This window comes from Avibacterium sp. 20-132 (genome assembly GCF_023611925.1).
Classification (GTDB): Bacteria; Pseudomonadota; Gammaproteobacteria; order Enterobacterales; family Pasteurellaceae; genus Avibacterium.
Genome location: NZ_CP091456.1, coordinates 2288237 through 2303248 on the forward strand (window position 1 = coordinate 2288237; position 15012 = coordinate 2303248).

The following is a 15012-nucleotide window of genomic DNA, read 5'->3' on the forward strand; positions in this document are numbered from 1 at the left end:
TAAATTAAAAATTCAATACTTTATCTGCTTCCATTGTCCAATCGGCAAGTTCAATTAATGTTCCAATTTCTACCCCCTCTGCGAGCGAGGCATTGTGGATACCTCGCGCAGTCCCGCAGGTTTTACATAATTTTACTGTCGCCCCCTGTGCGGTGAGAATTTCGATCATTTGCTGTAAATGATAACCTTCAGCTGGCGATTGTTGAGCCAATCCTCCGACGACGGCATCAGACATAAAAAATAAGCGTAATTGTACCGCACTTTTATGTTGCTCTTGTAACTGTAAAGCAAGGCGTAACGCACTGAAAAAATGTTCATCGCCATAAGGGGAAGAATGTACAATAAATAAGATGTTTTGCATAAGAATGTCCTTTTTTAGATTGTGGAAATGCGGTGTCATTTTAAGCGGCATTAAGGGGTTGCCTATGCACTTGGTTTTGCTTATTTTACACGGATAACAGTAATAAAAAAGTGGGCATTTTTCATTTGCCCACTTTGTGAAAGCCTTTACTTAAACCACCTAATTTAGCTTGAGCGGTTGGATTTTCCAGATTTTTTTCGCATATTCTTCAATGGTTCTGTCTGATGAGAAGAAACTCATATTCACAATATTTTGTAATGCACTGTTGGTCCACGCGCTTTGATCACGGTATCTTTCATCAACCCGTTTTTGTGCTTCCACATAGCTTTGGAAATCGGCAAAGGATTGATAATAATCGTGATAACATAAGCCATTAAGCAAATCTTGATAACGATGCGGATCATTCGGGGAGAAAAATCCTGAGGTGATTTGGTCAATCACGCGGCGTAGCTGTTCATTGCTTTGATAAATATCATAAGGGCGGTAGCCGTTACGACGTAACGCTTCCACCTGTTCTACGGTATGCCCAAAGATGAAAATATTGTCTTCGCCGACATTTTCTAAGATTTCTACATTCGCCCCGTCTAATGTTCCCAAGGTTAATGCGCCATTGAGTGCAAATTTCATATTACTTGTGCCTGAGGCTTCTGTTCCCGCAAGGGAAATTTGTTCAGAAATATCCGCCGCTGGAATGATCATTTGTGCAAGGCTTACACTATAATTTGGAATGAACACCACTTTTAAACGACCTTGCAAACGTTCATCGTTATTGATGATTTTTGCTACATCATTAATTAAGTTAATGGTTTGTTTCGCTGCGTAATAGGCTGAAGCCGCTTTACCCGCAAGGATAAACACGCGTGGTGTCCAGTCTTTTTCAGGGTGTTCTAGCATTTCGTTATAGCGGGCAATAATGTGTAACACATTGAGAATTTGGCGTTTGTATTCGTGGATACGTTTTACCTGTACGTCAAATAAGGCATCAGGATTGAGTTCAATGCCTAATTCTTTTTTCACATAATCAACTAAGCGCACTTTGTTTGCGCGTTTAATGGCTGGAATAGCGTTTTGCACATCAGGATCGTCAAGATGGGCTTTAAGCTCATTTAATAAACTCAGATCTCGACGCCATTGCGTGCCAATATAACGATCAAATAAGGCAGATAAATCCGGGTTTGCCACGGCAATCCAACGGCGTGGTGTAATGCCATTGGTGACGTTGGTAAAACGTTCAGGGTAAATATGCGCAAAATCGGCAAAGGTTGAGGTTACCATAAGATCTGAATGAATGGCAGCAACCCCATTGACTTTGTGCGATCCCACAACAGACAACCAGCCCATACGTACTTTACGCACATCACCCTCTTCAATTAAAGACACACGACGAATAAAATTATCATCGGTGGTCACATAAGTGCGAACATATTCTAAGAAATAATCATTGATTTCAAAAATGATCTGTAAATGACGTGGTAAGATTTTTGCCATCATTTCCACAGGCCAAGTTTCTAATGCTTCAGACATCAGTGTGTGGCAAGTGTAAGAGAAAATACGGCGACACATATCCCACGCGGTTTTCCAATCATAGCCTTCTTTATCCACTAAAATGTACATCAATTCAGGAATAGCTAAGGCTGGGTGGGTATCGTTTAAGTGAATTGCCACTTTATCTGCCAAGTTTTTTACGCTACCGTGCGTGCGTTTGTGGCGTTTGATAATATCTTGTAGTGAGGCGGAAACTAAGAAATACTCTTGGCGTAAACGCAATTCACGTCCTGCCCAAGTGGAATCATCAGGATATAACACGCGCGAGACATTTTCACTGGAAGCACGCTGTTCTACGGCACGAAAATAATCACCACGGTTAAATTCGGCAAGATTGAAAGAATCCCCTGCGTGGGCGCTCCACAAGCGTAAAGTTGCCGCGCTGTCGTTGGCATACCCGGGAATCATTTGATCATAAGCTAAGGCAACAATTTCCTCTTTACTCTCCCAAACACATTTTTTTCCTTCAAAATAAATATGCCCGCCAAATTGGATATTGAAACGTTTAGAAGGACGAATAAATTCCCAAGGCGCGCCTTTTTCTAACCACGCATCGGGTTTTTCTACCTGTTTACCCTCTTCGATCGTTTGTCGAAACATACCGTATTCATAACGGATACCATATCCCATTGCGGGAATAGCTAAGGTGGCAATAGAATCCATAAAGCACGCGGCCAAACGCCCTAAACCGCCATTACCTAAACCGGGATCTACTTCTTTCTCAATGATTTCTTCTAAATCCACATCAAGCTCATTTAAGGCTTCTTTAGCAAGGGTATAAACGCCCTCTGCAATCAACGCATTAGAAAGCGTCCGCCCCATTAAATATTCCATTGATAAATAATAGACGCGACGTGTTTTTTCATCACGGGATTGACGGGCGGTCGAAATCCAGCCTTCTGTCACAAGATCACGCACCGCATAAAGGGTGGCATTGAGCCAATCACGTTGGCTTGCTTCTTGTGGTGAACGCCCAATTAAGAAAATCAATTTATACACGATCGCTTTTTTCAGCGATTCTGTGGTTTGTTCCGGTTGATTATAAGAGAAGGGAAAATCAATGTTATCCGTTGTCATAAGTGGCTCTCCTAATTTATTGCAATTTAAAATCGGCGTATTTTTATCCTTTTTGTATAAAAACACAACAAAAACCAGCCTAAAATCGGCGTTTTTTTCACCGCACTTTGATTTTAGGCAAATCGAATGAAGCTATAAAATGCGTTGATATAATGCTTGGTAATGTCTTGCCGCAATTTGCCAGCTAAAATCTTGCTCCATTGCAACCACGCGTACACTTTGCCATAGGCGCTGTTTTTGCCATAATGCAAAGGCGTTATTAATCGCCCAGCCTAACCCTTCCGCATTGGCATCATTAAACACAAACCCAGTGGCTTTCCGTGCTTTGATGTTTTCAGAATGGCTATCTACCACCGTATCAGCTAAACCACCGGTGGCTCGTACTAATGGTAAAGTGCCGTATTTCAATCCATAAAGCTGGGTTAAGCCACAAGGTTCAAAACGGCTTGGCACTAAAATCACATCCCCCCCTGCAATAATTAAGTGTGATAAGGCTTCATCATAGCCAATTTTTACTGCGATATGTTCAGGATAACGTTCGGCAAGGTGGCGTAATCCTTCTTCTAAATGCGGTGCGCCTGACCCCAGTAAAGCAAGCTGACCGCCTTGTTGTACGATGGTTTCTGCGTTTTGAATCAGTAAATCTACGCCTTTTTGTTCGGTTAAACGTGTCACCATTACAAATAATAAGGCATCAGGCTGTTGTGGTAGATTGAAATAGGCTTGTAATTTTTCTTTATTTTTACGTTTGCCCGCCATTGCTTTTAATTTGTAATGATCTTCAAGGTAATGATCACTATTCGGGTTCCAAATTTGTTCATCAACGCCATTGAGAATGCCGACTAATCGCCCTTCTTGACTCAATGCCTCAAGTAAACCTTGCAAGCCGTAACCAAATTCTGGCGTCGTGATTTCTTGGGCATAGGTTGGGCTAACGGCAGTCACCACATCGGAATAATAAAGCCCTGATTTTAAATAAGAAATTTGTCCGTGTAACTCTAATCCGTTGATATGGAACATTTCCAACGGTAAACCAAGTTCAAACAAATGGTGATAAGAAAACATTCCCTGATAAGCGAGATTATGAATGGTAAATACGGATTTGGCAGGTCGCCCTTTAAACGCTAAATAAGCACTTGTTAAACCCGCGTGCCAATCGTGGGCGTGAACCACTTCCGCTTGCCACCAAGCATCTAATCCAACAGCAAGTTCTGCCCCAACCCAGCCAAGTAAGGCAAAACGTTTATAGTTATCGGCATAATCGTTATACCATTCATCGTGGTACGGATTGCCTTCTCTGGCATACAAATGCGGTGCATCAATCAGATAGATGCCTAGCCCGTTATATTCACCATAACGTAGCACGATATGCCCTGCAAAATGATCAAATTCCGCCACCACAACGGTGTTAGGAATGCCAGCAGCAATGGCAGGGTAAGCCGGCAGTAAAATTCGGCTATCCATACCAATTTGCTGTTGCGCAAAAGGTAATGCCCCCATTACATCCGCTAAACCGCCCGTTTTGAGTAACGGGTAAAGTTCTGAACAAACGTGTAAAACTCTCATTCTTTTTCTTCCTTAAAACAGAGAAATACGGTGAAAATTCCACAAAATTCCACCGCACTTCTCTTTACCTTGTATTAATCTAAATGCGCTTCAAACGCAACTGTTTCACCATTTAACTTCTTTAACATTGATGCAGTAACCAACACCACACCGCCACTACTAACTCTAAAGCGTTTGCTATCCAGTGCTAAATCCACACCAATTTCCATTCCGTCTGGAATGACACAATGGCGATCAACAATACAACGTTTGAGCGTACAATTTTTACCAATGGTCACTTGCGGTAACACGACGCTATGATCAACCAATGACCCTTCTTGCACGATAACGCGATCGAAAAGGACAGAATAACTAATCGACGCATCGGTGATCACACAACCACCCGAAATCAAGCAGTTATCCACGGGTTTAATGTCTGATTTGCTATAAAAGAATTTTGATGGATAGGTTTGCGTTGGATTACCACGAATTGGCCAGCGTTGATCATAAATATCCAGTTGTGGATTTTCGGAAACCAAATCAATATTGGATTGCCAGAAACTATCTAGCGTTCCCACATCACGCCAGTAAATTTCGCCATCGGTATTACGTCCCATACAAGAACGGCTAAATGGATGGGCATAAAGCGTGCCTTCATCTAAACATTTCGGCAAAATATCTTTACCAAAATCGTGGGAGGTGTAAGGGGTGTTCACTTCTCGTTCTAAAATATCGTATAGGTAATCTGCATTGAACACATAAATGCCCATTGATGCTAAAGAAATATTCGGTTTGCCTGCCATCGCTGGCGGATCTTTGGGTTTTTCAACAAAGGCTTTCACTTTAAGATTTTCATCAACCGCCATTACCCCAAACTCACAAGCCTTTTCACGTTCCACTTCAATACAGCCTACGGTACATTGTGCATTACTGGAAACGTGATCTAACAACATTTGGCTATAATCTTGTTTATAAATGTGATCACCCGCCAAAATTAAGATGTATTTCGGGCAATAATGATCGCGAATAATCGCCATATTTTGATACACCGCATCTGCCGTGCCACGATACCAAGTGGAATCATCAATTTGCTGACGGGCTGGCAACATATCAATAAACTCACCACGCTCTTGTGGCAAGAATGACCAGCCTTTTTGCAAATGGCGTAATAATGAGTGCGCCGCATATTGGGTAACCACGCCAATATGGTTTAGCCCTGAGTTAATACAGTTGGATAACGCAAAATCAATAATTCGTCTGTTGCCGCCAAAATACAGTGCTGGTTTCGCCCGTTTATCCGTTAGCTCATAAAGTCTTGAACCTCGTCCGCCCGCTAAAATTAGCACCAAGGTATCTTTCACAAGATCATTTTTATTTGGTGATTTTGATATACTGTTGCTCATTGCATTGTCCTCGCATTAATTTATTGATTGCTCAATAATCATTTCCTTTTTTCGTGCAACATACGAATGCGAGATCATTCACAGCCCATAGATTTCCTTGCATTTGTACGAACGCACCACTATATACAACTTCCCATTTCCCATCTGGCAACAAGAACGTTTGTAATTCTGCTTTTGCATTGATTAAAAGTAACCAATCTTCATCTAACTGAATTTGCATTGCTTTGCTATGGGGATTATGCCAATCCGCCACGCTCATTAATTGCCCTTGTGCGTTACGCCATTGCACATTTTCTTCCGTCCACCATTGATCCCGTTGTAAACTTGGGATTTGCTTTCTTAGGGCAATAAGCTGTTTAGTCATCTCAACAAAGTGCGGTTGAAATTTTTGCCAATTTAGCCACGTAATTTCATTATCTTGGCAATAGGCGTTATTGTTACCTTTTTGGCTATGTCCAAATTCATCGCCTGCCAGCAACATTGGTGTGCCATTTGCCAACAATAAACTCGCTAGCAAACCGCCACAACTTAAAAAACGTTGGTATTTCACTTCCTCTGGAAGATTTTCTACGCCCTCTATCCCGTGGTTATAACTGTAATTTTCGTTACGTCCATCACGATTTTGCTCACCGTTGGCGAGATTATGTTTTTCGTTATAACTGGTGAGATCGCACAGGGTAAAGCCATCGTGTGCGGTAATAAAATTCACAGAATGATGTGGCTTGCGATCTTCTTTTTGATAAATTTCACTCGATCCGGCAAAACGTTGTGCAAAACCGCCTAACTCACCGCTTTTCCATAACCAAAAACGGCAGAGATCATCACGAAAACGATCGTTCCATTCAGCAAAATAGTGAGGGAAATTCCCCACTTGATAACCGCCTTCGCCAATATCCCAAGGCTCAGCAATAAATTTGCATTGCTGTAAACGCGGTTCTTGCGCAATCTCAGCAAAAAGCCTTGCCTGTGGGTTAAACACTGGGGTTTCTCTACCTAATACAGTAGCAAGATCAAAACGGAAACCGTCAATATGACATTCTTCCACCCAATAAATTAAGCAATCCAACACCCAGCGGCGGGTGATGTCATTGGCTAAATTTAAGGTATTGCCGCAGCCTGTGGCATTCAGGTATTCCCCTTGTGCGTTTTGCCAATAGTAAGCCCGATCATCAATTCCACGCTGGCTAAAAGTGGGAAAGTGTTTTTCTGATTCCACGCTGTGGTTGAAAACCACATCTAAAATGACTTCAATACCCGCTTGATGAAGCGCTCTCACCATTGTTTTAAATTCACTTAATGGCGTTGTTCCCGTTTGTCCTGACCAATAAGCTGTTTCTACGGCAAACATCGCCAATGGGCTATATCCCCAATAATTGACCAACCCTTTTTCTTGTAAATGCGGTTCATCAAGATGATAATTTATCGGTAAAATTTCCACCGCACTTATCCCCAGTTCTTTTAAATAGGTAATCATTGTGGGGTGTGCTAAGCCCGCATAAGTACCGCGAATAGCCTCTGGTAAATCTTGTCGTAACTGGGTAAACCCTTTAACGTGCAATTCATAAATGATAGTTTTAGCCCAAGGTGTTGCTAAGGGTTTATCACCTTGCCAATCAAATTGGTTATCAACGAGGACACCTTTAGGCGCAAGGTGAGCGTTATCTCGAGGATCGTTGAGTAAAAACCATTGCTGCTTTTCAATACAACTTAAATCCGGCTTACCTATCACCGCTTTCGCATAAGGATCGAGCATTAATTTTTGTGGATTGCATAAGGTGTTATCTTGTCCTGTAATACGAAAGCCATATTGCGTGCCATAAGGCAACTCCCCCACCCATAAATGCCAAAACGCGCCACTTTGGTACATTTCTAGGGGTAATTCCTGTCCGTCAAAAAATAAACATAATTTGACGCTTTCTGCGCAAGAAGAAAATAGAGCAAAATTCCAGCCCACTTTTTTGTTGCCTGAATTATCTTGCAAAATTTCAATAGAACTCCCTAATGGGTAAGGCTTTCCTGCTGCCGTGCTGATCATTCTGTGTTATCCATTTATCGCTTGATTTAAATGCCTCTTTAGGCGGATTTTTTCTTTTACCGAGGGGCTTTCTTTGTTTTACGCGTTGTTGTTTTCATTTTTTGCTCGTTTTCCACTTGGGTGCTTGGCGTTCTTTTCTCGCTTTTAGTGGGGTTTCGCCATTTTAGGTAAATCGTTGCCAATGGCGGAATGGTTACGGAAATAGAATGCGCCTTATTGTGGCTTGGAATAGCTTCACTCTGTACTTCACCTTGATTACCAAGGTTAGCACCTTGATAGAAGTAAGAATCTGTATTGAGAATTTCTTCATATACCCCTGCTTCATTCACGCCAAAGCGATACGCATAACGCGGTACTGGGGTGAAGTTACTGACCACGATAATACGTTCCTCATCACGACTACAACGTTCAAACACGAAGACAGAATGTTGATAATCATCTACCACAAGCCAATTAAAGCCCTTTGGATCGTAATCTAATTGGTATAATGCTGGGTGAGTTTGATAAGTGCGGTTTAAATCTTTCACTAAATTCAATACGCCTTTATGCCAGCCCCCACCAACACTTTCATCAAGTAAGAACCAATCTAGGCTTTCTTGGTAATTCCACTCACGCCCTTGGGCAAATTCGTTGCCCATAAAGAGCAATTTTTTGCCGGGATACCCCCACATATAGCCATAATAAGCGCGCAAATTCGCAAATTTTTGCCACGCATCCCCCGGCATTTTGCCGATAAGTGAGCCTTTGCCGTGTACCACTTCATCGTGAGAAAGCGGGAGCACAAAGTTTTCACGATATTGATACATCATTCCAAAGGTCATTTGATCGTGATGATGTTGGCGATATATCGGATCTTTTCGCATATAGGATAAGGTATCGTTCATCCAGCCCATATTCCATTTAAAGTGGAAACCTAAGCCGCCATCTTGCGGTGGGTGGGTGACACCCGCAAAGGAGGTGGATTCTTCCGCAATAGTAATTGCGCCTGCATTTTCTGTGCCGATCACATAATTGGTGTGTTTTAAAAATTCAATGGCTTCTAAGTTTTCTCTGCCCCCGTATTGGTTTGGAATCCACTCACCGTCTGCGCGGCTGTAATCTCGGTAAATCATTGATGCCACGGCATCTACACGCAAACCATCTAAACCAAAGCGTTCAAGCCAATATAACGCATTCCCCGATAAGAAGTTTTTCACCTCATTACGACCATAGTTATAAATTAAGGTGTTCCAATCTTGATGATAGCCTTCTCTTGGATCAGCGTGTTCATACAACGCCGTGCCGTCAAAGGCAGCCAAACCGTGAGTATCACTTGGGAAATGCCCCGGCACCCAATCTAAAATCACATTAATGCCCGCCTCGTGGGCTTTCTCGATCAAACGTTTAAAGCCTTCGGGTGTGCCAAAACGGCTGGTTGGTGAATAAAGCCCAATGGGTTGATAGCCCCAAGAACCATCAAAAGGAAATTCCGACAAGGGCAAAAATTCAATATGCGTAAAGCCCATTTCTTTGACATAAGGAATGAGTTCCTCGGCAATTTGGTCATAATCCAACCAGAAATTATTCTCAAGATTACGCCGCCAAGAGCCTAAATGCACCTCATAAATGGAAATTGGCTGATCAAATTGGTTTGCTTTACGTCGTTTTTCGGTCATTTCTACCCCATTTGGCAATGGGCTAATTTGTGAGGCAGTATCAGGGCGAAGCTGTGAGCTAAAGGCGTAAGGATCGGCTTTTAAACGTAACTGTTCATTGCAATCGAGTACTTCAAATTTATAGAACTGTCCGAGTGTAGCCTTTGGTATAAACAATTCCCAAATGCCACTGGTGGCGTGAAAACGCATTGGGTGGCGACGACCGTCCCAATAGTTAAAATCGCCCACAATGGAAACGCGTTTTGCATTCGGCGCCCATAGGCGAAAATTCACACCTGATACGCCTTCACATTGCATAAAATGGGCGCCTAAAATTTCATAAGGGCGTAAATGTGAGCCTTCCGCCAACAGCCAATTATCCAGCTCTTGAATAATTGGGTGGAAACGATAAGGATCTTCAATAAGCTGAGGTTCATTCCCCCAGTAAACTTCCAGCTGATAAGCAAAAAAACTGCGTGTCTCTGGCATTACCGCTGCGAAAAAGCCACGATCATCAAGGCAAGTTAGTTCGCACACTTTTTCTTGATTTTCTTTATTAATAATCACGACCTTATCCGCATCAGGCAATAACACGCGGATTTCAATCCCTTTTTCTGTTTCGTGCATTCCTAATACAGAAAATGGATCAGAATGTGTCCCGTTAAAAAAGGCATTAATGGTTTCTTGTGGAAGGTATTTATTCATACAAACCTCTTATCGCAGACGCGCTTGATTAATTTCAGTTAAAAGTGCGGTGATTTTTTCGTCAGAAAAGATGTCTTCAATCGAACGAGATAATTTCATTCGCCAATTTGGGTATTCCAATGAGGTTCCGGGCAAATTAAAGGAAATCTCTTGTTCCAATAAATTTTCTAACTGTACGCCAATGAGTTTGGTTTGACTTTCTGCCAAATAAAGGTGGATCACTCGCATTAAGTTTTGGTGCATTGCCATACTGAGTGCATCGCCCCAGTAATCATCTGGCAAATATTGATCGCGGTGTAAACTATTGAGTAACGCTTGTTTGTCAATAACACGTTGATCATATTTCTGTTTTAGCATTTCCCCTTGCAACACGCCAAGTTGAGCAAAAAGTTCGAGATCTCGGCAATGCCAAAAGCTACTTAAAGACGGCACATCGTGCGTGCCAATGGTGGCAAAGGCATTCGTTGGAAACGCATTCTTATCGGGATATTGCAAATCCTGCTTCTCAAAATACAGTACAAAATAGGAAAAAATCTGAAATTCGTTTAATTTCCACCGCACTTCATCTGGCACGGTGCCTAAATCCTCCCCGACAACAAGGCATTGATTACGTTGGCTTTCAATCGCCAAAATGGCCATTAATTCGGCAAAAGGATAATGCACATAAAGCCCATCGGCGGCGGTTTTTTCTGGGGGAATGAGCCATAAGCGGAAAAGTCCCATAATATGATCGATCCGCAACACGCCAAAATGCTGCATATTGGCTCGTAATAAATTGATAAAAGGTTGAAAACCACGGGCTTTTAGTTCACTCGGATGATAAGGCGGAATATGCCAATTCTGTCCCACAGGCCCTAAGGGATCGGGTGGTGCGCCCACAGACGCCGCTACGCAGTAAAGAGTGGGATCTGCCCACACCTCTGCACTGCCCCTTGAGCTACTTACGGCTAAATCACCATAAATACCTAAAGACATTCCTTTCTCTTGGCATAAGGCTTGAATACGATTAAGTTGCTCTTGCACAAGCCATTGTAACCAGCAATAAAACATCACTCCATTTTTATGCTGACGAATTAATTTATCCCGTTGTTTCGTATTAAGTTGTTGATATTGTTGCCAACCAAGCCAGCCAATTTGGCTTTCTTGCTCAATGGTTGAGTGCGAACTTTGGCGATCTAATACGTCAAATAAGCCTTGATATAACAACTCATTCCCTTGCTGTTTAACAAAATCAGCAAAGGCCTTTTGCCGAGGCTGGATTTTTGCCGCACGGCTACGTTGGAAATAGGCATATAATTTTTCAAGTGCGGTCAATTTTAGCTGCGTAATTTCCGTATAATTCACTTGCTCTGCATTGCGTAAAACAAAAAGTTGCTGTTGAATCTCTGCTTGATTCACCCAATTCTGCACGGATTGACATAATTTATATTCAGGCAATTGATCAACGGCAAGGTAAAGCCAATTCAAATAACGTCTTGAGGCTGAGCTATAAGGACTTGCCCATTCAGGCACGGCTGAATACATTGCGTGCAATGGGTTAATGCCGATAAATTCTGCACCATAGCAGCTTGCTTGTTCGACCAAATATGCTAAATCGGCAAAATCACCAATCCCCCAATTTCGTGCTGAACGTAAGCTATAAAGCTGAACATTTAAGCCCCACGCTTTTTTCTGCTGAAAAATCGTAGGTTGGTAAGTCGTTTTAGGGTGAACAAAGAGGCGAACGTGATAGTTTTTTTCACAAGTAGAAAGCTGTAAAAGATAATAACCAAAAGGTTGTGTAGGAAAAGAAAAGAGTGAATTCGTAAAGGAAAGTGGCGTTATGGGCTGATGTTGTTCGTTAAATAAGATCGCATTGCGTATCGGCGATATTGGTGCTAACCGTGCAGTATCATAAATAATCGGTTCCCCTTCTTTCACCACAAAAACATCATCAAATTGCACCGCACTTTTCTTATCTGGATTGTCTCGCCGCAAAGAAAGCAATTCAACAAAATAGGCCAAACTCTCTGGATTAGCATAAATTAAATTGCCGTCGATATCATAATGAGAAATGGCAATGCCTAATTCCTCAGCTCTTGTATAACGTGGTGTTTTCATATCCATTTGCTCTTCCAACAACCATAAATACTGGAGAATTGACTTCATTCTACAAATCAATGAGTTAAAAGCAAACGGTTTCCTTTAAATTCGTGATCTCTATCAAATAAAGATTACAGGATACGAGAAGGAAAATAGAAAACACCTTTTAAGGCATAACACTTAGTTGTAGGCAAATCCTAATCTGATAACTGTGGTTTACAAATACACATTTTAAGATATAATTTATCCATTCTCTAACCCGCTAGTTATTTCAATGATTTCTATAAAACGTACCGAAACCTTCGATAAATGGCTAAAAAATCTTAAAGATCAACGTGCGAAAATCAAAATTCTTGCACGACTAAAACGTTTATCATTTGGAAATTTCGGTGATGTCAAACCTATTGGTGAAGGACTATCTGAACTGAGAATTACTGAAGGGCAAGGTTACCGCATCTATCTGAAAAATCATAATGGTGAATGGGTTATTTTATTATGTGGTGGTGATAAATCCACTCAATCTAAGGATATTTTAAAAGCGAAACAATTAGCTAAAACGCTGGGAGTTTAACCAATGGAAAAATTAACCAATTTTGATGTAGCTGAATACCTCAACAATGAAGAAGAAATGCAACTTTATCTTAATGAAGTTTTACAAGAAGATAATATGGAACTCATTCTTTCTGCACTTGGCGATATTGCCAAAGCAAGAAATATGAGCCAATTATCAAGAGAAACAGGAATTAGCCGAGAAGGGTTATATAAAGCCTTATCGGGTTCAGGCAACCCAACTTTTGCAACGATATTAAAAGTGATGAAAGCCTTAAATCTCACTTTTCAGGTAAAACCAAGTATCAGTCTTTAAAATATGTACCTTAAGGCTAAATATAAATTACGGCTCCTCAATCACAAACTCAAACCAATCAATCACCTCTTTTTCGTGAATGCCATTGGCAATGGGAATATGGGCGAGTTTAACGGTGTTTGGATCGCCAGAAATTAATGGATGCCAATCAAAAAGCGGTTTATTTTCATACAACAAACGATACGCGCAGGTCGCGGGTAGCCAATGAAAGTCGGGTAAATTCTTTTTTGTCAGTTTAGTGCAATCTGGCTCAAGTTGAAAACGTTGCAAATAATTACCGCACTTTCCTGTTTCTAAATTTAATAAATTGCACGCAATGCGAGTAAAGTATAAGGTTTTTCGACGCCCTCGCCCTTCAATAAATTTACGATAACAGCATTTTCCACAACCATCACACAAGGCTTCCCATTCTGCCTCATTCATTTCCAGTAGTGATTTATGTTGCCAAAAGTTTTTTTCTAATTGTGTTGTCATTCGTTTGATTGCTGATGTCTTCTTTAACATTATGTTTTGAATTATAACAATCTCCGTGTTTTTTGCCTATTCACGGCAATAGGAAAATAAATAAAAATCCATTGCTATTCATTGACTTTTCCCCCTCTAGCCTATACTTTATCAGTCTGACTTTTATATTCATCACAGGAGCGTTTATGCAATCTCGTTTAATCGTTGAAGACAGCCGCCAAGAATCGGTATTAGCCACCAATAAAGTGTTACGCAATACCTATTTCTTGCTCGCTTTAACCTTAACTTTTTCTGCCATTGTTGCTTATGTGGCAATGACCTTAAATGTTGCCCCATTACATTTCGGTGTGTTATTAGTGGGATTTTATGGCTTATTATTTTTAAATAGTGCATTAGAAAATAGTGCGTGGGGAATTCTTTCAACCTTCGCCTTAACTGGTTTTATTGGCTATTCTTTAGGGCCGGTATTAAATATGTACATCGGTGCAGGATTGGGAGATTTAATCGCCCTTGCACTTGGCGGAACTGCAGCGGTGTTCTTCGCCTGTTCTTTCTATGTATTAAGCACGAAAAAAGATATGTCATTCCTTTCAGGTATGATGTTTACGCTATTTATTGTGCTTGTAGTGGGAATGATTGCCAGTTTCTTCTTTAAAATGCCTGCATTTTATGTTGCGTTAAGTGCATTATTTATCGTCTTCTCTAGTATGGGCATTTTATATCAAACCAGTAGCATCATTCACGGTGGTGAAACCAATTATATCCGTGCAACCGTGAGCCTTTATGTGTCTATTTATAATATCTTTGTGAGTTTATTAAACTTACTCGGTATTTTACGCAATGATTAATAATTGCTTTAATCGGTAAATTCAACGCCCCTTTCTAGGGGCGTTTTTGTATAATTAAAAAAAACAATAAAGGAAAGAAAAATGTTGAATATAAACAATCAAATCATCGAAACAGATAATGAAGGCTATTTATTGGATTTAACCCAGTGGACGCCTGATGTCGCGCTAGCTATTGCACAGCAAGAAGCACTCACGCTAACCGAGGCACATTGGGAAGTCATTCATTTTGTACGCGATTTTTATCAGGAATACCACACTTCCCCAGCGATCAGAATGTTGGTGAAAGCAATGGCACAAAAATTAGGGGAAGATAAAGGCAACAGCCGTTACTTACAACGCTTATTCCCAGAAGGCCCTGCAAAGCAAGCAACGAAACTGGCTGGATTACCAAAACCTGCAAAATGCTTATAACTTGAGAACTATTCTCATTTACTTGCGATGATTTAC

The 15012-nt window shown here is 41.2% G+C and carries 12 protein-coding genes; 4 read left to right on the forward strand and 8 right to left on the reverse strand.

Going from position 1 to position 15012, the window contains the following annotated elements; translation table 11 throughout:
- Window positions 1-4: 4 nt before the first annotated feature.
- From L4F93_RS10925 to malQ, 7 genes are all read right to left on the reverse strand, one after another.
- The gene (locus tag L4F93_RS10925; protein WP_250350268.1) at window positions 5-361 is read right to left on the reverse strand and encodes a DsrE/DsrF/TusD sulfur relay family protein; all 357 of its coding nucleotides are present in this window, start codon (window positions 359-361) and stop codon (window positions 5-7) included.
- Between the two features lie 159 nt (window positions 362-520).
- On the reverse strand, window positions 521-2983 hold the full coding sequence (locus L4F93_RS10930) for a glycogen/starch/alpha-glucan phosphorylase (RefSeq protein WP_250350269.1): 2463 nt from the start codon (window positions 2981-2983) through the stop codon (window positions 521-523).
- 132 nt (window positions 2984-3115) lie between these two features.
- The gene (gene glgA, locus L4F93_RS10935) at window positions 3116-4549 is read right to left on the reverse strand and encodes a glycogen synthase GlgA (protein ID WP_250350270.1); all 1434 of its coding nucleotides are present in this window, start codon (window positions 4547-4549) and stop codon (window positions 3116-3118) included.
- 74 nt (window positions 4550-4623) lie between these two features.
- Window positions 4624-5931: a glucose-1-phosphate adenylyltransferase gene (gene glgC, locus L4F93_RS10940; protein ID WP_250350271.1), complete on the reverse strand. Its 1308-nt coding sequence runs from the start codon at window positions 5929-5931 to the stop codon at window positions 4624-4626.
- 31 nt (window positions 5932-5962) lie between these two features.
- Window positions 5963-7966 carry a glycogen debranching protein GlgX gene (gene glgX, locus L4F93_RS10945; protein WP_250350272.1) on the reverse strand — a complete coding sequence of 668 codons (2004 nt, stop codon included), beginning with the start codon at window positions 7964-7966 and terminating at the stop codon, window positions 5963-5965.
- A 56-nt stretch (window positions 7967-8022) separates the two neighbouring features.
- Entirely contained in the window at window positions 8023-10305 is a 2283-nt protein-coding gene (glgB, locus tag L4F93_RS10950; RefSeq protein ID WP_250350273.1) for a 1,4-alpha-glucan branching protein GlgB, read from the reverse strand.
- A 9-nt stretch (window positions 10306-10314) separates the two neighbouring features.
- Window positions 10315-12411 carry a 4-alpha-glucanotransferase gene (malQ, locus tag L4F93_RS10955; RefSeq protein WP_250351691.1) on the reverse strand — a complete coding sequence of 699 codons (2097 nt, stop codon included), beginning with the start codon at window positions 12409-12411 and terminating at the stop codon, window positions 10315-10317.
- A 250-nt stretch (window positions 12412-12661) separates the two neighbouring features.
- Between malQ and L4F93_RS10960 the strand changes: the two genes are divergently transcribed.
- A complete protein-coding gene (locus L4F93_RS10960; RefSeq protein WP_250350274.1) occupies window positions 12662-12958 on the forward strand; it encodes a type II toxin-antitoxin system RelE/ParE family toxin in 297 nt (98 codons plus the stop codon).
- Window positions 12959-12961: 3 nt separating this feature from the next.
- Window positions 12962-13252: an addiction module antidote protein gene (locus L4F93_RS10965; RefSeq protein ID WP_250350275.1), complete on the forward strand. Its 291-nt coding sequence runs from the start codon at window positions 12962-12964 to the stop codon at window positions 13250-13252.
- Between the two features lie 27 nt (window positions 13253-13279).
- Here the strand turns inward: L4F93_RS10965 and L4F93_RS10970 are convergent, their stop codons facing one another.
- Window positions 13280-13726 (reverse strand): YcgN family cysteine cluster protein, encoded by a 447-nt coding sequence (locus tag L4F93_RS10970; protein ID WP_250350276.1) that lies wholly within the window; start codon window positions 13724-13726, stop codon window positions 13280-13282.
- 176 nt (window positions 13727-13902) lie between these two features.
- On the opposite strand from L4F93_RS10970, the gene L4F93_RS10975 reads away from it, so the two are divergent.
- Both L4F93_RS10975 and L4F93_RS10980 read left to right on the forward strand, forming a co-directional pair.
- A complete protein-coding gene (locus tag L4F93_RS10975; protein ID WP_250350277.1) occupies window positions 13903-14565 on the forward strand; it encodes a Bax inhibitor-1 family protein in 663 nt (220 codons plus the stop codon).
- Between the two features lie 81 nt (window positions 14566-14646).
- Window positions 14647-14976 (forward strand): TusE/DsrC/DsvC family sulfur relay protein, encoded by a 330-nt coding sequence (locus tag L4F93_RS10980; protein ID WP_250350278.1) that lies wholly within the window; start codon window positions 14647-14649, stop codon window positions 14974-14976.
- Window positions 14977-15012 lie beyond the last annotated feature (36 nt).

Bases quoted from the DNA above. Each gene is read 5' to 3' on its own strand.
- L4F93_RS10925 (WP_250350268.1), bottom strand. From the start codon at position 361: ATGCAAAACATCTTATTTATTGTACATTCTTCCCCTTATGGCGATGAA.
- L4F93_RS10930 (WP_250350269.1), bottom strand. From the start codon at position 2,983: ATGACAACGGATAACATTGATTTTCCCTTCTCTTATAATCAACCGGAA.
- glgA (WP_250350270.1), bottom strand. From the start codon at position 4,549: ATGAGAGTTTTACACGTTTGTTCAGAACTTTACCCGTTACTCAAAACG.
- glgC (WP_250350271.1), bottom strand. From the start codon at position 5,931: ATGAGCAACAGTATATCAAAATCACCAAATAAAAATGATCTTGTGAAA.
- glgX (WP_250350272.1), bottom strand. From the start codon at position 7,966: ATGATCAGCACGGCAGCAGGAAAGCCTTACCCATTAGGGAGTTCTATT.
- glgB (WP_250350273.1), bottom strand. From the start codon at position 10,305: ATGAATAAATACCTTCCACAAGAAACCATTAATGCCTTTTTTAACGGG.
- malQ (WP_250351691.1), bottom strand. From the start codon at position 12,411: ATGGATATGAAAACACCACGTTATACAAGAGCTGAGGAATTAGGCATT.
- L4F93_RS10960 (WP_250350274.1), top strand. From the start codon at position 12,662: ATGATTTCTATAAAACGTACCGAAACCTTCGATAAATGGCTAAAAAAT.
- L4F93_RS10965 (WP_250350275.1), top strand. From the start codon at position 12,962: ATGGAAAAATTAACCAATTTTGATGTAGCTGAATACCTCAACAATGAA.
- L4F93_RS10970 (WP_250350276.1), bottom strand. From the start codon at position 13,726: ATGACAACACAATTAGAAAAAAACTTTTGGCAACATAAATCACTACTG.
- L4F93_RS10975 (WP_250350277.1), top strand. From the start codon at position 13,903: ATGCAATCTCGTTTAATCGTTGAAGACAGCCGCCAAGAATCGGTATTA.
- L4F93_RS10980 (WP_250350278.1), top strand. From the start codon at position 14,647: ATGTTGAATATAAACAATCAAATCATCGAAACAGATAATGAAGGCTAT.